Below are 19,043 nucleotides of genomic sequence, written 5' to 3' on the forward strand. Positions count from 1 at the left end.
TATGAATCATTTTTTAGAAATTAGTCAATTATCCCGCCAACAGCTTGAATCGTTAATACAACGTGCTTTTTCTTTTAAACGTCACCCTAATTATCCGACCTACAGTCAACATACCGTTGCGAATTTGTTCTATGAAAACAGTACCCGCACGCGCATTAGTTTTGAGTTAGCTGCGAATCGTTTAGCGATGCCGGTGGTTAATGTGGATTTACAAAATTCTTCAGAGACTAAGGGGGAAATTATTGAGGACACCATTAAGACGCTGGTGGCAATGGGCATTAATTATTTGGTAATTCGCCATCAGCAAGATGGTTTGCAGGAGCATTTGGCCACTAAATTAGGCAATGAGTTGCATATAATCAACGCTGGTGATGGCATGCACGCTCATCCAAGTCAGGCTTTACTGGATATCATGACCATTCTGGAACAAAAACCGCGTTTAGAGCAGTTAAAAATAGCCATTCTAGGCAATATCCGCCATTCACGTGTTGCTAATTCATTTCAATGCATGTGCAGTAAATTAGGGGTTGGCGAGTTGGTTTTGATTGCCCCTGAACTTTGGCAACCGCAAACCGTCCATTATGGACGGGTAACCAGCGATTTGCGTGAAGGCTTGGCTGATGCAGATGTAGTCATTTGTTTACGAGTACAGCGTGAACGTTTATTAGCCGCCGACCATTTAGATTTAGAGTCTTATCGCCATGATTTTGCGCTAACCGAGAAAAGTTTAGCTTATGCCAGAGCAGATGTAATGGTGATGCATCCTGGACCAATGAATCGTGGGGTCGAGATTGATAGTGAGGTTGCGGATGGCTCTCAATCCTTTATTTTGCACCAGGTAACGAATGGTGTGTTTGCCCGCATGGCTATTTTTGATGCATTAATAAAAAAATAAAACAGTTTAAAGCCGGTTTGCATCCATAGATGCAAACCGAATCGTCCCTCAGATTTGAGCATCGACGTCAACGCTAAGTTTTATTTCTACGTCCCGTGCTTGTTCGTAGAAATTCAGAGATCCTGGCTTTGCGCAAGATCCCTGGCGCACGCGGATAAGCCGTGGGAAGTAGGCCGCAGATTTTTTTACTTGATGTTGAGGTTTCTTCTCGATCATCGCGGGGTTTGTAAGGTATGTTTAAACGACAAGGCCTGTTGCAAATGCCCTAAATTCACTGGAGTACTCTCATTCATATCGGCAATAGTTCGTGCCACTTTGAGCAAACGATGATAGCCCCGAGCGGATAATTTTAATTGGTTCATTGCCTGGCCTAAAAAATCTTGTTCTTGAGTGCCTAAAGTACACACTTGTTCGCAAGCTTTAGCACTTAAATTGGCATTAATACAATTTTGGCGTGCCAATTGTATTGCGCGTACATGCAGTACTTGTTTGCGGATTTCCTCGCTTTGTTTATTGGGGTTGGTATTGGGTTTTATCAACTCCTCTTGGCTTAATGCGTGTACCGTAATATGCATATCAATACGATCTAATAAGGGGGCGGAAAGCTTAGCAAGATAGCGGTTAATGCGCTCCGGGCTGCAGGAACAATTTGCCTGAGGATTACCCCATTGTCCGCAGGGACAAGGGTTCATTGCGGCCAGTAGTTGAAATTGTGCGGGAAATTCTATTTGTGCGGCTGCACGGGAAATACAAACCGTGCCAGATTCTAGTGGTTGTCTTAGGGTTTCAAGAACCTGCCGGTTAAATTCAGGTAGTTCGTCCAAAAATAAGATGCCATGATGTGCTAAGGATATTTCCCCTGGTTTGGGGGGATTGCCGCCGCCGACTAACGAAATCGGTGAGGCAGTATGATGTGGGGCACGGAAGGGAGGAGCGCGCCATTCTGTGAAATCCGGTAATTTACCGCGGATGGAATTAATCGCGGCGCATTCCAGGGCCTGAGTTTCAGATAATTGCGGTAATAAAGTATTAAAGCGTTTGGCTAACATGGTTTTTCCACTACCTGGGGCGCCGCTGAGTAGGATACTGTGTCCACCACAGGCGGCAATCTCCATGGCTTTTTTGGCATGAAATTGACCTTTAATATCGGACCAGTCCACTTCATGTTGCGTTGTATTTACAGTGGGTCGAGGAGGTAATGCATGTAATGGCGTCCCCTGGCAAATATAGCTACATACTTCGCGTAAATTGTGGGCGGTGAAAACACCCTGATGTCCAGTTAAAGATGCTTCTGCTGCATTGGCATTGGCAATAACGAGGATGCTCTTGTCTTTATGGGCTGCTAATACGGCCGGAATGATGGCGGAAACCCCTCTTAGTTCACCACTTAAGGCTAATTCACCAATAAACTCATGTTCACTTAGGCTTTGTTGTGGAATTTGATGGGATGCAGCAAGAATGCCTAAGGCAATCGGTAAATCAAAACCACTGCCTGTTTTGGGTAAATCAGCGGGGCCTAAATTTACGGTGATTTTACGGCATGGGAATTCAAATTGGCTGTTGATGATAGCTGAGCGCACCCGATCTTTACTTTCTTTCACCGCGGTTTCTGCCAGACCGACAATGGTAAAACTGGGTAAACCATTTGATAAATGAACTTCTACGGATACAGGTTGGGCTAAAATACCGATGGTACTTCGTGTTTTTGTAAAGGCAAGATTCATTCGGGACTTATTCCTTGTTGTTAAGTTGGACTTATGGGCGATAGAATTTCCTACTATCGATTTATTATTTGCTACTTAATTCATTGTTTTTGCGAAGTTTTCTCATTTCAGAAGGCTGGAGAAACGCTCCAACCTACATGTTTGTATGCTATTTCTTTTTATCCTGAATGCTCATCAATTCATCGACTTGCTTTTGAATCTGTTCCAGTTTTTCACGGGTACGCGCTAATACTTTGCTTTGTACATCAAATTCTTCACGTGTGACCAGATCCATGTGCGCAAATGCTGCTTGCAATACTTCTTTAAATTTTTGTTGGATGTCTTTTTCAATGTTTTGTAGACTGGGGGGAAGTGCGGCAAAAAGTTTTTTTGCTAAATCGTCAAATTGTTTGGGGTCGAACATAATCACTCCATTTTTGTTTTTAGCAAAGAGTCTAACAAAAGTATCATCACAGCGGAATATATTATGAAAATGATTACAGCAATTATCAAACCATTTAAATTAGATGATGTTCATGAGGCGTTAATGGATATTAATGTACCTGGAATTACTATTTCAGAAACTCGTGGTTTTGGGCGGCAAAAAGGGCATACTGAATTATATCGTGGGGCAGAGTATGTTGTTGATTTTCTTCCTAAAATTAAAATTGAATTAGCCTTACCTGACGACATGGTCGAAGCTGCAATTGAAGCGATTTGTAAATCGGCTTACACCGGTAAAATTGGTGATGGCAAGATTTTTGTTTATGAATTACAACAAGTTGTGCGGGTACGTACCGGTGAAATCGGTGCTGATGCATTAAGTTAACTTCAATTGCGGATAAGCGAGCGGGTAAGCGCTTATCGCTCCTTGGCTGAGGATAAGCTTTATCGTTTACGGATTACGCCAATAAATCGCGCGTTGGGTTATAACAGCATCCAAGGGAATGTCCCAGGGGTGTGGTTGAATATAATCCACGCGTTGAAATTGATAAGCTACACCAAATAGGGTGCAATTGGTTTTATCTTTAAACGTGCGGTCATAATAGCCCGCACCCATTCCCAGACGAGTACAGCGTACATCAAAAGCCACCAATGGCATTAAAAATCAAGTCTAATTCTTCAGCGGGTATCGCTAAATCATGACTTACATCAGGTTCTGGAATGCCATAGCGATTCTTTTTAAATGGCGTCACCGGGGTTGCTGGGAGAAAGAAAAGGGTTAAATTTTCTTCATTTATTGCCGGAAAATAACAAAATTTCCCCTGTAATGGTGCCGTATTCCAAATACCGGTTAAATCAACTTCACCATTTATGGCAAAATAAAGTGCGATGCGCTTTGCATACCGATATTGCTCGAGTGAGCGTATGCGTGTGCAAATTTGCTGAGATGCTGTCGAACGGGAGGAAACAGATATTTTCGAACGTATTTGTTTCATCGTATCTCGTAATGCTTTTTTAACTTGGTCCGCCATATCAATACAGGTCGATTATTCTTCATTGATTATCAGTTTTTTATTCCTAAAGTTCAAGAGCCATGACTACTCAAAAGATTTTTGTAACTCTTTTGGCTAGGTTGGTTTGTTGTAGAACAGGCGCACTCTTTAAAGTGAAAATCTGCAGAATTAATACTAGGCAAGAAAAAAAAATAAGGTATACAGCCGTTTCGGCCTATTGTGGTTTGGTAAATTAATAAATCATTGAGAGAGCGAGATGAGTGATTTGTTTGAAGAAGATGATGAAGATACTGGCGTTGAAGTGGGTGATAATTTTGACGATGTCGAGAGTGAACTTGATGCAGCTGCAGAGGTTGACGAAGCGACGCACCGCGATTTAGATGCACGTAGACGCTTGGAAAATATGTTGGATGAAAAACGTTTGCGTGATGAATTGGATGATTTTGGTGACTATTAACGCTTCGTTCCGCATGCTTACGTGAGTGTTTATGGAGAATGAAAAGCATAACTTGGCATTGGCCATCGATGATCGCATTTTTTTAGGCGAAGGTCTGTTTGAAACGCTTAAAGTGGTCGCCGGTGCTCCTTGTTGCGCTGATTTACATTGGCAGCGACTTGCTGATGCCGCGCAACAGTTAGGAATTTCTTTTCAGCTTTCTTATGAGCATTGGCTGGTGTGTTTGCAGCAGCAGATTAAGCAAGATAATCTTTTAGATGGTGGAATTAAAGCAATTTTAAGCGCTGGTTCCGCTCCACGAGGTTTAGCCGAATATGGAGTAGGAGCTCAGTTGCATTTGCAGACTTTTACGTTCAGCGTACACACGCATCCCTTAAGTTTGGTTCGTGCACCTTGGTTAAGGGATGCTGCTAATCCGGTGTATCAGGTTAAATCAATAAACTATTTAGAAGCAATCTTGGCGCGCCGCCATGCTTTAGCGTTGGGGGCCGATGACGCTTTATTTTTCAATTTACAACAACATGCCACGGAAACAACGTGTGCGAATTTGTTTCTTATTCACCAACAATCGTTGCTTACTCCACCGAGAACAGATGGGGTGTTGGCAGGCATTATGCGTTCACGTATTCTTGCTTTTGCGAAGCAGCAAAATATAGCGTGTAAAGAAGTCTCTCTGAGCCAGGCCATGATTGAGCAGGCTGATGCTGCGTTTATAACGAATTCCTTACAAGGTATGCGCGCAATTAACGCTATAGATGGTATTAATTTCCCAGTGAATCATCCATTGCTAGCGCTTTTAAATTCTTCTTTTTGCGTTTAAAGTGCAATTGATTGACTTTCAGCAGGCGAAATTTGCATAAGCACAGAATAACGATGGCCATTCCAGAGATAATTATGCCGCTGTTGCGATAAAAAGAGCCTTGTGTCAGTAAGATATCCATGCCGGCATAGCCAAAATAAGTATAAATAATTTCAGGTGGAATCAGGAAAACAAAGGTGGTGATGAGGTAGGTGCGGAATTTAATCCCGGTAACGCCTAAACCATAATTAACCAGGTTAAAGGGAATAATAGGGAATAAGCGCAGTAAAGCTACGAACCCCCATCCTTTTTGATCGACTTCATCAATTAGCCCACTTACTTTGACTCCTTTTGTTCGGGAAAACCAATCAAAAATCAAATGACGAGTAATTAAAAACGAACAGGCTGCGCCCCAAGTAGCACCTAATAAGTTCAGTACGGTACCTAAAAATGGGCCAAAAATAGCACCTCCAGCGAAGGTAATGACCATCGTAGGTAGAAACATGATGGATGCCAGACAATAGATAACTAAAAAAAGTATTGGCGCAAACCAACCCAGTTGCTCAACCCAATGCATCACTTCGTTTGAATGTTTCTGGAAAAAAAATGCGGTCGCAATCAAGGTAGCCGAGGCTAAAACAATAAAGAATATTTTAGTGGAAAGAATTTGGTACTTCATTACTCTCACTTAATTAAGACTCCAGTCAATTAGCCAAAGAATCTATTATACACCATTACCGGTTACAATCTTGCAAAATCAAGATTGATTGGGTATAACCGATGCGAATTTTTATAAGAGAAAACAATATGATGGAACAAAATACGTGGAAAGAAAGACAAAAGCAACGTGCTCGACAGTGGATTAAGGCACTATTAGTCCGTTGTTTTCATGTTGAACTGCTAGGTAATTATCAATCAGAACCGAACTCGGTAATCATTGCGAATAGAACGTCAATCATTGATTTAGTGTTGCTGGCGGCTTTTTTACCGGAGCGCCTGACGGTCGCTATTCATCCAGGTGCTTCAGGTAAGTTGTGGATGAAAATGATGATGCTGTTTGCCGATGTCATTGCGATTGATTCAACGCGAGCTTATGCTGCCAAGGCTTTAATTAAAGCCATCCATGCAGGAAAGCGCTGTGTTATTTTCCCGCAGGGGCTAGGGGGAGAAGAAGAAAGTTTAAGAGTTTTTGATGGACCTGCCATGGTACTGAAAAAAGCAGGTGCTTCGGTCATTCCTATACGCATTGATGGGCCGCAATATAGCATTTTTTCGATCAGTAAAGACAAACACCGTATACGTTTATTTCCTAAAGTTACGTTGCATATATTGCCATCACGTGCTTATTTGCACATTAAAGAAGGGGCTGTGGACCGATCAACAGTTAGTTTGCGCCTCTTTCGTTTGATTAGTGAATTAACTTTTGCCAATAATTTTCAGCCCAAACCTTTATTTAAAGCCTTAATTGAAGGTGCTTATTTAGGTCTAAAGCATAAGGCAAAAATTGAAGATTCGAATCGTACGCCATTAAATTATCGTCAGTTTCTGGCGCGCTGTTTTATTCTTGGTCGCCAAATTAAAAGGCAAACGCGTATTGGTGAGCGTGTCGGGGTAATGATGCCTACCACAATCGCGGGTATGGTTACTTTTTTTGCTCTACATGCTTATCGTCGGATCCCGGCCATGTTGAATTTTAGTATGGGATTTTACAATCTATTTTCTGCATGTCATTCAGCCGGTATTACGACTATTTATACGTCAAAGCAATTTGTTGTTACCGCGAAACTTGAGACTTTAGTCGAAGAATTACAAAACGCTGGTATGAAGGTGCGCTTTTTGGAAGATTTTAAAGCGTCTATTCATTTAGGTCATAAGCTTTCTGGTTTAGTCAAAGGAATGTTTCCTTTATGGGCTTATCAATTGATTGGCAAACCCGTCATGCCTGAAGAAACAGGGGTTATTTTATTTACTTCAGGTTCTGAAGGGGTACCTAAGGGCGTGGTCTTAAGCCATTCAAATCTTCTGGCAAATTGCTGGCAGTTGATCTCGCGCGTAGATTTTTCCTCACGCGACATATTCTTTGATGCGTTACCGATCTTTCATTGTTTTGGATTAACTGCAGGCGCTATTTTGCCTTTAGTTACGGGCGTGAGCTGTTTCTTTTATCCTTCGCCGCTGCATTATAAAATTATTCCTGGCTTAGTATATCAATCCGGGGCGACGATTATGTTTGGTACCGATACTTTTTTAACCGGCTACGCCCGTGCAGCAGAACGGTATGATTTTAGTAGTGTGCGTTATGTTTTTGCAGGCGCGGAAAAAGTAAAACCCGAGACAATCAGAAATTGGACTGATAATTTCGGGGTGAAAATTTTTGAAGGTTATGGGGCTACGGAGGCTTCTCCCGTTATTTCCATGAATTGTCCTTTAGCATCAATTCCGGGTAGTGTGGGAATGATCTTACCCTTTATGGAAAGCCGCATCGAGCCTGTAGATGGTATTGCTGAAGGCGGGCGTTTGTTCTTGCGTGGCCCTAATGTCATGCAAGGTTATTTATCCGCCGATACCGGACATGAGGTTATTGCACCTAAGGGGGGCTGGCATGATACCGGGGATATCGTGACCATGGATAAAGAAGGATTTATTACCATTGCGGGACGAGCGAAACGTTTTGCTAAGATTGCCGGTGAAATGGTGTCTTTGACTGCGGTTGAAGGTATTGCTGCCTCAATCTGGCCTGAATTATTACATGCGGCAGTGTCACAAAAAAGTGCTAAGAAAGGCGAACAGGTTTTACTTTTTAGTGAAGCAACGAATGCGGAAAAATCCAGTTTTATCAAGAAAGTGCACGAGCAAAGCTATTCGGAATTGCTGATCCCTCATCAAATTTATTCAGGAAGTAAAATCCCCGTTTTGCCTTCAGGTAAAATTGATTACATTACTTTGGAGAAGCAATTAACCGAAGAATCGTCATTTTCTTAAGGGCATTCAAATTCTGCAGGTTGGCTCGTTTGCCCCCTAGGGGGCATTTGACCTAACAGTTGTACCTATCCGTGCATTATTGTTGTGAATTTTAGGAGCAACACCTTCACTTACAGCCAACTATCTTTACAGCAGCATTATTTTTTCAACACATAACTGCCTGGAGCATCCATTATCGGTGTATAAGGCAATTTACTAAAGTCTGGAGCCGGGATGGTTTTTCCTGAATACTCGTTCAGCCATTTAACCCATTCAGGCCACCAGGAACCTACATGTTCTACGGCCCCTTCTATCCATTCTTCCTCTGTGGATGAGGTGCTGTTATTAACCTTATAGCCGTATTTAGTCACCGAGGGTGGGTTGATAATGCCGGCGATGTGCCCTGAACCTCCCAAAACAAAACTTTTGGGGCCACTCATTAGTTGAAAACCAATATAGGTTGTTTTCCATGGCGCAATATGATCTTTTTCAGTGGAGAGGAAAAAGGTCGGCACATCAATTTTACTGACATCAATGGGAGTATGATTGATGTGAATTTTATTAGGCTTAGCCAGATCATTATGGAGATACATCCATCTTAAATACTGAGAATGCATGGTTGCAGGCATGTTGGTTGAATCTGAGTTCCAATACAAAATATCAAACGGAACCGGGTTTTTACCGCGCAGATAGTTTTTAATGAAAAAAGACCATATTAAGTCATTTGCTCTTAATGAGTTAAAACTTGAAGCCATGAATTTCCCCGCAAGATAGCCTTTGGACTTCATTTCTTCTTCTAATTTTTGAATTTGTTGCTCATCAATAAATACGGCAATGTCGCCTGGATCACTAAAATCTATCATTGAGGCTAGAAACGTAGCGCTGTGAATGGAGTTATCTTGATGCGCTTTATTGTAAGCCAGCAAGAGGGATAATAAGGTGCCACCAATACAGAATCCCAAGGTATTAACCTGATCTACACGCAGTTGGCTTTGAATTACACGAATGGCCTCTTGGGGACCTTCTTTTAAATACTCGTATAAGCCTTTTTGCGCAAAGCTGGCGTCTGGATTGATCCAGGAAATAATAAAGACCGTAATGCCTTGTTCTACGAGCCAACGAATTAATGAATTATGAGGACTTAAATCCAAAATATAATATTTGTTAATCCATGGTGGGATAATTAATAGAGGTATTGATTTAACTTTAGCTGTTTGCGGCGTGTATTGAATTAATTCCATCATGTCATTTCTAAATACTACTTTTCCAGGCGTAATTGCTAAATTTTCACCAATTTTAAAGGCATCAGTATCGGTCATTTTAATTATGAGACGTGCAGAACCTACTTCTAAATCGGATAAGAGGTTGTGCAAGCCATGTAGTAAATTTTTACCATGACTTTTCAAGGTTTCATCCATCAACTGCGGATTTGTATATAGGAAATTTGCGGGTGATAAAGCATCTAAATACTGTCGCGTAAAAAATTGCAGGCGTTTTGCCAAATTTTTATCAGGATACTCCATTTGTGCAAATAAACGATTCATATGTTCGCTAGCTAAAAGATATTGCTGGCTTAGCAGATTGAAAAATGGGTTATGCAGCCAATCCTCACTACTGAAGCGCGAGTCAGTAATCGGCATTGACGTGCCTTCTAACCAATGAGTAAATTGAGTCTGGGCCAGTTTCATGGCATCTTCCCAATAAGCCAATTGCATTTGCCAGAGTTTTTCGGGATTTTTTAAAATAACGGAAACCACATTTTGGAAATGTTCAGTTAAGTCAATGTATCGTTCTACTAGAGCAGAAAGCTGTTGCGGTTTGGATTGTATGTCATTAATGATCTGTAGACTTTTTTCAGCAACCGCTTGCAGCAAATCACCAAACTCTTTGTCATGGGTCATCCTAAACTCCTGAAAGACAAATAATGTTTAATTTCTTATTTTGGTGCGTTTCTTTTGATTTAGCAAGGTTTATAGTGTTCTTCTCAATTGAGCTTGCATACGACTAAAGCGATATTTATCCTTATCTTATCCAATATGAGTAATCTTGGGATTTAATAAATTTGTTTAACGCATCTATGTTGCCTTTTGTTCTGGCAAAATGAACTGTTATTTTTCATAAATTTTGCTTGTTTAAAACGCATGATTTAATATTAATGCTTGAAATGCCTGATTCCAGTGAAAACCATAGCTAAGCCCTGTGCTTGCGCACAGGCAATAATTTGCGCATCTCTTATCGAACCACCAGGTTGAATGATGGCAGAAACCCCTGCCTGTGCGGCAAGTTCTATCGTGTCGGGGAAGGGGATAAAAGCATCTGATGCCATAACCGAATTTTCCGTAGCAAATCCCATTTGTTGTGCTTGCCAAAGGCCAATGCGGGCGCTCATAACGCGGCTGGTTTGCCCTCCTCCTAAACCGATGGTGGCTCCATCCTTTGCATAAACAATGGCATTTGATTTCACATGTTTGACGGCCAACCAGGCAAAGAGTAAATCGTTCATCTGCTGTTCTGATGGTTGACGACGAGTGACGGTCTTAAATTCATAACTGTCTAGTGAAAATGAATCTTGTTCTTGCACTAAGATGCCGCCATCAATTTTTCTCATATTTAAACGAAATACGTTGGCGGGTGGCCAAGCCCCGGTGATCAGAACACGGATATTTTCTTTATTGGCAAGGACTGATTTTGCTTCGGCATTGATTTCTGGAGCGATGATGACTTCCACGAATTGTCGTTCGAGGATCGCTTTGGCTACTTCGGCATTCAAGGTTTGATTAAAGGCAATAATGCCGCCATAAGCCGAGGTAGGATCACTTTGATACGCTTTTAAATAGGCAGTAAGAGCACTTTCGGCAACGGCAATGCCGCAGGGGCTTGCGTGTTTGACAATGACACAAATAGGTTTATCCAGAGCAAATGATTTAACACAATCTAAAGCGGCATCCGCATCTAAAATATTGTTATAGGATAATTGTTTGCCTTGGATTAATCTGGCGGCGCCAAGTGAACCATGACTTATATTTTTGTCGGTATAGCATGCTGCTTGCTGATGTGGATTTTCGCCATAACGCAAATCAGTCAGCTTATTAAACTGACAGGTAAGTATTTCGGGGAAACCGCTGGGCGTGAATTGTTCATCCAGGGCGGTCAGGTAATTGGTGATTGCTGCATCGTAGGCGGCCGTATGGGCAAAGGCTTTTTTGGCGAGTGTAAACCCCCAATTTGTAGGCGCCTTTTGGTTTGTTAGGTGGTTAATGAGTTCAGCATAATCTTCGGGTTTTACAACGACAAAGGTATGGGCATGGTTTTTTGGCTGCCGAGCGAATCATGGCTGGGCCGCCAATATCAATGTTTTCTATGGCGTCACTAAAGTTGCAGTCAATTTGACTAATGGTTTGTTCGAAGGGGTATAAATTGATTACCAGTAAATCAATGGGCTCGATTGCATGTTGTTTTAAGGTGGGTTCATCCTTTTTTCTGCGCGCTAATAAACCGGCATGAATTGCTGGATGTAAGGTTTTAACCCGGCCATCCAGCAATTCAGGAACGCCGGTATATTCGCTTACTTCAGTTACGGGCAATGCATGCTCTTTGAGTAAGGCGCTGGTATTACCGGTTGCAATCAGTTCTATGCCTTGCTGATGTAATGCTTGTGCCAGCTCAATAATCCCGCGTTTATCAGAGACACTGAGCAACGCTCTTCGTGGTTTAAACGCGGAGAACCTGGGGGGATGAGGCATTAAAAATTACCTTATTTACGCGCAAATATTAATAATGACCATCCATTGAGTTCTTTTTGACCGACCAAAAGAAACAATGACTCATAAGCTGCTATGAGCATCGGTGCTTGTTCGCTCAGTAAACCGGAGACTACCAATTGCCCATCTGGATGTAATAATTGCTGAAAACGTTCTTTTAGCGTAATTAATGGCGCTAATAAGATATTGGCAATGATTAAATTCACTGGGGTGCTTAGTTCATCAGGAAAGCTAACATGTAGATTGTGAGCATTTAGATTGTTTGTTAGCGCATTATTTTGGGTAGCTTGCAGAGCTTGTTGATCAATATCTACCGCATATACCTGTTCGGCGCCTAATTTTAATGCCGCTAAGGAAAGAATGCCGGAGCCACAACCATAATCAATGACCGATTTGCGTTTAAGCTCCGCCTGCTCAAGCCAGGTTAGGCATAAAGAGGTAGTTGGATGTGTCCCCGTACCAAAAGCTAAGCCTGGATCGAGCATTAAATTAACGGCGCCAGGTTCAGGTGGCGTTGACCAGGTTGGACATATCCATAAACGCTTGCCAAAACGCTGTGGTTTAAAGTCATCCATCCACGCGCGTTCCCAGTCTCGGTCTTCTAAAACTTCTAGACTTAAACTTAATTCTGGATAGCTTTGGGCTAGGCTATCGCGTGTGAATTGTGCTTGAATGGCCTCTGGAAACAAGGCCTGAATAATGACTTCAGGCCATAAAGGCGTAGTCCCAGGTTCGGGTTCAAGAACTGGATTATCGTTTTTATCGGTGAGCATAATAGATAAGGCACCAAACTCTTCCAATTCGGCGCTTAGTTTTTCTAGTTCTGCAACCGGACAATGTTCTATTTTTAATTGAAACCACACAGCATTAATCCTTCAGCATTTTTTCTAGATAGTGAATATTGGTACCGCCAGCAATAAAGGATTGATCATGAAGAATACGTTGGTGTAATTCAATATTAGTCTTTATGCCATCGATAATGATTTCATCAAGCGCATTACGCATTCTGGCAATTGCTTCGGCACGGGTTTCGCCATAGCTTATCAATTTACCAATCATGGAATCATAATTAGGTGGTACAGTGTAACTGCTGTAAATATGGGAGTCAAAGCGAATGCCAGGTCCACCAGGTTGGTGTAATAATTTAATCGTTCCTGGAGAAGGCATAAAAGTTTTTGCATCTTCAGCATTGATTCGGCATTCAATGGCATGGCCACGAAATCTGATGTCTTCTTGCGTCAATGTCATTGGTAGTTCACTGGCGATTTTGATTTGTTCTTTAATTAAATCAATGCCGGTAATCATTTCCGTTACTGGATGCTCGACCTGAATCCGTGTATTCATTTCAATGAAATAAAAACAGCCATCTTGATATAAAAATTCAAAAGTTCCTGCTCCGCGGTATTTTAAGTCTTGGCAAGCCTTAACCACGGAGGCACCGATTTCTTTTCTTAGTTCGGCACTAATGCCAGGAGCTGGTGCTTCTTCCACTACTTTTTGATGACGTCTTTGCATGGAGCAATCGCGCTCTCCCAAATGAATGGCCTTGCCTTGGCCATCACCGAGTACTTGAAATTCAACGTGGCGTGGGTTTTCCAGGAATTTTTCCATGTAAACCGTGGCATTATTAAATGCGGCTTTTGCCTCACTACGGGTTAGTGCAATGGCGCTCAGAAGATTGGATTCGCTATGCACTACGCGCATACCACGGCCACCGCCGCCGCCAGCGGCTTTAATGATCACTGGATAACCAATTTTACGACCAATTTCCAGACTCCGGTTATCATCTTCCGTTAATGGACCATCAGAGCCTGGAACACAAGGAACACCCGCTGCTTTCATGGCATGGATCGCAGATACTTTGTCGCCCATCAGACGAATTGTATCACCACGTGGGCCAATAAATTTAAAACCACTTTGTTCGACAATATCCGCAAAATCGGCATTTTCAGACAAAAAGCCATAACCGGGGTGAATGGCTACCGCATCGGTAATCTCGGCAGCAGAAATAATAGCCGGGATATTTAGATAACTTTTTTGGGCTGGAGCTGGGCCAATGCAAACGGTTTCATCCGCCAGGCGAACATGCAATAAATCTTTATCCACATCAGAATGGACCGCAACAGTTTGAATGCCTAGTTCTTTACAGGCACGTAAGATACGAAGGGCAATTTCGCCGCGATTGGCAATAACAATTTTACTGAGCATAAATGCACCCTCTATTCAATAACAAATAAAACCTGGTCGTATTCAACCGGCTCTCCATTGGCGACCAATATATCCACAATTTTACCGGCACGATCGGCTTCGATTTCGTTGAACATTTTCATTGCTTCAACAATACATAAAACATCGCCCACTTTGACTGATTGGCCAATAGTAACAAAGGGGGGGCTTTCTGGTGATGGTGAGGCATATATAGTACCGACCATGGGGGAGCGGATTTTATGTCCTGAAGCAACAATCACAGCAGGTTTGCTATCAGCGGCCGCAATACTTGGCGCTGCTATTTCGGCTCGAGGTGATGCAGGGGCAGAAACATAATGAACTTGAGGTGCCTCTATGGGGGCGGTGTTGTGGCGACTTAATCTTAATGATTCTTCACCTTCTTTAATTTCAATTTCAGAAATGCCGGTTTCTTCCAGCAATTCGATTAGTTTTCTTATTTTACGAATATCCATTATTTGATTCTCTCTAATTCTTCGATAATTGAGGTTAAAGCTAACGAATACCCTTGCGCACCTAAACCACTGATAGTGCCTTTGGCAATATCAGAGAAGTATGAATGATGACGAAAGGTTTCGCGTGAATAAATATTACTGATATGTACTTCAATAAATGGAATTGCAACGGCACAAAGTGCATCGCGCAATGCGACACTTGTATGGGTGAAGCCTGCGGGATTAAAAATGATGTACTTTGTTTTGTTCGCTCCAGCCTGATGAATTGTGTCGATTAACTCCCCTTCAGAATTGCTTTGATAATAAGATAGTGCCAATCCAGCACGTGTTGCTTCTTGGGCTAAACGAGTATTGATCTGGTCTAACGAAGTAGCTCCATAAACTAGCGGCTCTCGAGTTCCCAGGAGATTCAGATTTGGGCCATGTAAAACCAGGATTTTTTTCATCATTCCGTAATTATAGAATAATTTTTGGCAAATTTTGCCCTATCTTTAGGAGATTGTCTATATATCTCCGAGGATATCGGCACGATCTCAGCATGTTAGTTGGATTTTTCTTACAAGTTTTTCAGATGAAAGCCCAATTTAACACGTTTAAGCCCCCCAATAGACTCCAGTTATTTCATAACGAACTATTTTTGCTTTCGTGAAATTATTTGACATATCAGCGGTTATTTGTTCAAATTGGGCGTAAATTATGTTTTTGTCCTTAATCCGACGATTCAATTAATAATTTCAAAAACAATAAAACTGTGCTAGCTTGAATTAGTTTGTTGAGCTGTAATGGTATTTGAACAAAAATTTTTGGTGTGACTCTCTGTTGAAACTATACAGGTTATTCCATGGCTTGGATTATCAGGATGATGAATGGATTCAACAGAGGAGAGTTACTTTTTATATATTAGTTAGAGTTGCAATTAAGGAGTTTTTTCAATGCATCATAATTATTATTTGTCCCCATTAGCGGTTGCTTTGGCTTTAGGAATAGCATCCCCTGTCCGAGCTGCAGAGCCCATGCCTTTACAGAAAGCATCTATTGCTCAATTAAAACAAAAATTCGCTTTGGCTACGCAAGGTATTGCTGCGTCCACTGATAGTTTAAGCTTTGTAAGCGAACATACGGATCGTAATAAAATAACCCATGTACGTATGCAACAACAGTATGCTGGATTCCCTGTTTTTGGTGGTTATGCTATTTTGCACAGTGCAAATTCAATGAAATCATTGGCATCAGCTGAGTCTAATGTGTCTATGAACGGGGTTGTATATCAAGGTTTGCAATCTGAATTGGGTAAACCAAGTGCGTCTTTTGTAAATAATGCACCTGCCGCGCTTGAACAATTTAAGGCGCAATATGTGGGGAAAGCACTAAGTGACGCACAGGTTACACCAATGGTTTATCTTGATGGTAGTCATCAAGCACATTGGGCTTATAAAGTAAGTGTTTTTGTTACTCATACCGATAAAATTCCTGCACGCCCAACAGCGATTATTGATGCGCAAACGTATAAGCCTTTTGTGCAATGGGATGATGTAAAAACTAAAAAAGTTGCAGCAAATGGTAGTGGTTTTGGTGGAAACCATAAAGTAGGCGTGTATCAGTATAATGGCACTGGTTTGCCTTACCTGGAAATTACTCGTGACGAATCTGAGGCATCTTGTTTCATGGAAAATACCAATGTTAAGGTAATTGATATGGGGCATAAATACAGTACGAAAACGAAAGCTATGAAGTTCGATTGCCCAACTAATGATGCAGGTATTTATTTGACTGGTTACAAAAGCGATGGCTATGATAAAGACAATGGCGCTGCTTCACCAACAAATGATGCACTGTATGCCGGTTATGTAATTAAGCATATGTATCATGATTGGTACGGTGTTGAGGCATTAACTAAATCTGATGGTTCGCCAATGCAATTAGTTATGCGCGTTCACTACGGTGAGGGTTATGAAAATGCCTATTGGGATGGTCGTCAAATGACTTTTGGTGATGGCGATACCATGATGTATCCTTTAGTTTCGCTTGGAGTTGGTGGTCATGAAATCAGTCATGGTTTTACAGAACAACATTCTAATCTTGAATACTATGGCCAATCAGGTGGTATGAATGAAGCATTTTCTGACATGGCAGCGCAAGCAGCCGAATATTACTCTATGGGTAAAAATAGTTGGAGTATTGGCGGTGAGATCATGAAAGAAGACAGTGGCTATGATGCGTTGCGCTATATGGATTTGCCAAGCCGTGATGGTGAGTCGATTGATACTGCTGACGAGTATTATGGTGGTTTGGATGTCCATTATTCCAGTGGTGTGTATAACCATTTATTCTATATTCTGGCGAGCAAGCCAAATTGGAATACTCGTTTAGCATTTGACGTTATGGTTAAAGCAAATATGGATTACTGGACCCCTTATTCAACATTTGATGAAGGTGGTTGTGGCATAATTAGTGCTGCCAGTGATCTGGGTTATTCTCTAGACGATATCAAAACCTCATTAAAAGAAGTTGCAATTAATTACGCTTCTTGCTCTAAGTAATTAAAATTCATGGTAAAAATCAGCCAGAAGTTGCGCTACAACTTCTGGCTTTTCCATATGGATATGATGTCCGCCATCGAGTCGTTCCACAATCAGATTATTTACGGTTTTAATGCGATTCGCCATAATCTCTGCATCAAAAGAAAAGCCTTCATTGCTTAATAACAACACTGTTTTGCTGCTAATCTGGCGAAGGCAAGACAATATTTGCTCCTCTGTCATCCGTAAAGGGGAAGTGACTAGCAATTTGGGATCATGTCGCCAATGATATCGTCCGGCTGTTTGTATTAAAGCACGCTCACAAAGTATTTGCGCAATGTCCATAGAAACATAACCCTTAGCAGAACGTGCAACAACGGCCTTTTCAAAGTGTTCATAACTTTTAGATTTTTTACTGGGTTGATTCAGAAATTGCGCATAGGCGGCCAATTGTTGGCATGTCGTTTCCGCGGGAGCAGAAAATGGCCCTAATGCTTCAATAAGGTAAAGGGAGCGCAGTAGTTGTGGTGCAACGCCGGCCAGTAAGCTGCTGATGCAGGCACCCATTGAATGACCTAATAAATGTACTTTGCCTAATTGCAGTGCGTTAATCAGTTCGATAATGATGAAAATGGCATCAAAAAAATGATAATTACACCCTGCTGGAATATGCGAGGAATATCCATGTCCAGGTAGGTCAGCGGCAATGAAATAAAAGTCATCTTGCAGATAAGGAGCTAAAGGTGCGAAGCTGTTGGCATTATCCAGCCAGCCGTGTAAGGCTAGGATAGGAGGGTTTTCCGGGCTTCCCCAGGTTTTCCCGGCGATAGAAAAGCCTGGAATTTGAATGATAATTTCATGCATTTTATTTATTTTTTATCAAGTAAATAGTGATATAGCACAGTATAGATCAAATAGTGTGGGCTCATAAGCCCTGACAAAAAATTTACGCAATGATGGATTAATATACGATTGCCGATATTTTTTTTACCCACTTTAGTGTTATGCTTAATACAGAAACCTGAAAAAGGTACATCCATGCACCAAGCAGTACGTAGCGTTTCATTGATAACATACAATATTCATAAGGGCTTTGGGGTCGGGGCTATTCGCTTTTTACTGCCCAAAATGCGCGAAGCAATTACGGAGTTAAATCCTGATTTTGTTTTTTTACAAGAAGTGCAAGGTGAGCATAGAAAACGACAAAAACGCATCAATGCATGGCCAGACTCTCCGCAATGCGAATACATTGCCGAAAATATATGGCCACATTATGCATATGCCAAAAATGCTATTTATCAATCGGGTCATCATGGCAATGCAATTTTAAGTAAATATGCGTTTCGACGCATCGATAATATTAATCTGGCCAGTATACGTCGTGCTTCACGCGGAATATTGCACGCACAGTTAATGGTGGATGGCGCGACGGTTCATTTATTGTGTGTGCATTTAGGTCTTTTTAAGCGTGAACGCGCAGAACAAGCTACTGCGCTTATGCGTCGGATTAAAGAGGTAGTGCCACTTAATGAGCCTTTATTGATGGCTGGTGACTTTAATGATTGGCGTAATGTTTTGTCACAGCCTTTTGCCGAGGATTTAAATGTGGAAGAAGCTTTTGTCTCGCTAGAAGGGCAACATGCCCGTTCATTTCCAGCAATTCGTCCCGCATTGTGCGTCGATCGCGTTTATTTTCGTGGCATGCGTGTCCAGGAAGTCGCTTGCTTGCAAGGTAAACCCTGGCGGATGCTGTCCGATCATTTACCGCTTTATGCTCGTTTTGAGTTGAGTTGAGTTGAGGGCCTTTTCG

Annotated in this window: 16 protein-coding genes and 2 pseudogenes; 7 read left to right on the plus strand and 11 right to left on the minus strand. The window is 41.7% G+C overall.

From position 1 onward, the window contains the following. The first annotated feature begins 1 nt into the window (after position 1). The gene (locus LDG_RS15630; protein WP_006872410.1) at positions 2 to 895 is read left to right on the plus strand and encodes an aspartate carbamoyltransferase catalytic subunit; all 894 of its coding nucleotides are present in this window, start codon (positions 2 to 4) and stop codon (positions 893 to 895) included. Between the two features lie 212 nt (positions 896 to 1,107). Here the strand turns inward: LDG_RS15630 and LDG_RS15635 are convergent, their stop codons facing one another. Together LDG_RS15635 and ubiK are read right to left on the minus strand one after the other, a co-directional pair. Next, positions 1,108 to 2,619, minus strand: a complete 1,512-nt coding sequence (locus LDG_RS15635) for a YifB family Mg chelatase-like AAA ATPase (RefSeq protein WP_006872411.1) — start codon at positions 2,617 to 2,619, stop codon at positions 1,108 to 1,110. A 148-nt stretch (positions 2,620 to 2,767) separates the two neighbouring features. Then, positions 2,768 to 3,022: a ubiquinone biosynthesis accessory factor UbiK gene (ubiK, locus tag LDG_RS15640; RefSeq protein WP_006872412.1), complete on the minus strand. Its 255-nt coding sequence runs from the start codon at positions 3,020 to 3,022 to the stop codon at positions 2,768 to 2,770. 63 nt (positions 3,023 to 3,085) lie between these two features. Between ubiK and LDG_RS15645 the strand changes: the two genes are divergently transcribed. Next, entirely contained in the window at positions 3,086 to 3,427 is a 342-nt protein-coding gene (locus tag LDG_RS15645; RefSeq protein WP_006872413.1) for a P-II family nitrogen regulator, read from the plus strand. 66 nt (positions 3,428 to 3,493) lie between these two features. Here the strand turns inward: LDG_RS15645 and LDG_RS20645 are convergent. Further along, positions 3,494 to 4,073: pseudogene (locus LDG_RS20645) on the minus strand (5-formyltetrahydrofolate cyclo-ligase). A 238-nt stretch (positions 4,074 to 4,311) separates the two neighbouring features. Between LDG_RS20645 and LDG_RS15655 the strand changes: the two are divergent. Together LDG_RS15655 and LDG_RS15660 are read left to right on the plus strand one after the other, a co-directional pair. Beyond that, positions 4,312 to 4,512 carry a PA3496 family putative envelope integrity protein gene (locus tag LDG_RS15655; protein WP_006872416.1) on the plus strand — a complete coding sequence of 67 codons (201 nt, stop codon included), beginning with the start codon at positions 4,312 to 4,314 and terminating at the stop codon, positions 4,510 to 4,512. Between the two features lie 31 nt (positions 4,513 to 4,543). After that, entirely contained in the window at positions 4,544 to 5,332 is a 789-nt protein-coding gene (locus LDG_RS15660) for an aminotransferase class IV (RefSeq protein ID WP_006872417.1), read from the plus strand. Here LDG_RS15660 and LDG_RS15665 read toward each other — a convergent pair. Then, a complete protein-coding gene (locus LDG_RS15665; protein WP_050805588.1) occupies positions 5,274 to 5,990 on the minus strand; it encodes a TVP38/TMEM64 family protein in 717 nt (238 codons plus the stop codon). The two genes, LDG_RS15660 and LDG_RS15665, sit on opposite strands and share 59 nt — an antisense overlap. Positions 5,991 to 6,121: 131 nt before the next feature. On the opposite strand from LDG_RS15665, the gene LDG_RS15670 reads away from it, so the two are divergent. Next, complete coding sequence (locus LDG_RS15670; protein ID WP_040536319.1) at positions 6,122 to 8,293, plus strand: AMP-binding protein; 2,172 nt, start codon at positions 6,122 to 6,124, stop codon at positions 8,291 to 8,293. Positions 8,294 to 8,430: 137 nt separating this feature from the next. Here the strand turns inward: LDG_RS15670 and LDG_RS15675 are convergent, their stop codons facing one another. The 6 genes and pseudogenes from LDG_RS15675 to aroQ all read right to left on the minus strand — a co-directional run bounded on the left by LDG_RS15675 (position 8,431) and on the right by aroQ (position 15,160). Then, the gene (locus LDG_RS15675; protein WP_006872419.1) at positions 8,431 to 10,173 is read right to left on the minus strand and encodes a PHA/PHB synthase family protein; all 1,743 of its coding nucleotides are present in this window, start codon (positions 10,171 to 10,173) and stop codon (positions 8,431 to 8,433) included. Positions 10,174 to 10,424: 251 nt separating this feature from the next. Next, a pseudogene (purH, locus tag LDG_RS15680) lies at positions 10,425 to 12,015 on the minus strand (bifunctional phosphoribosylaminoimidazolecarboxamide formyltransferase/IMP cyclohydrolase). Between the two features lie 11 nt (positions 12,016 to 12,026). After that, entirely contained in the window at positions 12,027 to 12,896 is an 870-nt protein-coding gene (gene prmA / locus LDG_RS15685; protein WP_006872422.1) for a 50S ribosomal protein L11 methyltransferase, read from the minus strand. 4 nt (positions 12,897 to 12,900) lie between these two features. After that, on the minus strand, positions 12,901 to 14,241 hold the full coding sequence (gene accC / locus LDG_RS15690; protein ID WP_006872423.1) for an acetyl-CoA carboxylase biotin carboxylase subunit: 1,341 nt from the start codon (positions 14,239 to 14,241) through the stop codon (positions 12,901 to 12,903). 11 nt (positions 14,242 to 14,252) lie between these two features. Continuing rightward, positions 14,253 to 14,714: an acetyl-CoA carboxylase biotin carboxyl carrier protein gene (gene accB / locus LDG_RS15695; RefSeq protein WP_006872424.1), complete on the minus strand. Its 462-nt coding sequence runs from the start codon at positions 14,712 to 14,714 to the stop codon at positions 14,253 to 14,255. After that, entirely contained in the window at positions 14,714 to 15,160 is a 447-nt protein-coding gene (gene aroQ / locus LDG_RS15700) for a type II 3-dehydroquinate dehydratase (protein WP_006872425.1), read from the minus strand. Before aroQ ends, accB begins: the two co-directional genes overlap by 1 nt. Before the next feature lie 486 nt (positions 15,161 to 15,646). On the opposite strand from aroQ, the gene proA reads away from it, so the two are divergent. Next, entirely contained in the window at positions 15,647 to 17,254 is a 1,608-nt protein-coding gene (proA, locus tag LDG_RS15705) for a zinc metalloprotease ProA (RefSeq protein ID WP_006872427.1), read from the plus strand. On the opposite strand, the gene LDG_RS15710 is transcribed toward proA, so the two are convergent. Further along, positions 17,255 to 18,097: an alpha/beta fold hydrolase gene (locus tag LDG_RS15710; protein ID WP_006872428.1), complete on the minus strand. Its 843-nt coding sequence runs from the start codon at positions 18,095 to 18,097 to the stop codon at positions 17,255 to 17,257. A gap of 174 nt (positions 18,098 to 18,271) precedes the next feature. Between LDG_RS15710 and LDG_RS15715 the strand changes: the two genes are divergently transcribed. Next, entirely contained in the window at positions 18,272 to 19,027 is a 756-nt protein-coding gene (locus tag LDG_RS15715; RefSeq protein WP_040536239.1) for an endonuclease/exonuclease/phosphatase family protein, read from the plus strand. The last annotated feature ends 16 nt before the right edge of the window (positions 19,028 to 19,043 follow it).

It is taken from the genome of Legionella drancourtii LLAP12 (genome assembly GCF_000162755.2).
In the GTDB taxonomy this organism is placed as follows: domain Bacteria; phylum Pseudomonadota; class Gammaproteobacteria; order Legionellales; family Legionellaceae; genus Legionella; species Legionella drancourtii.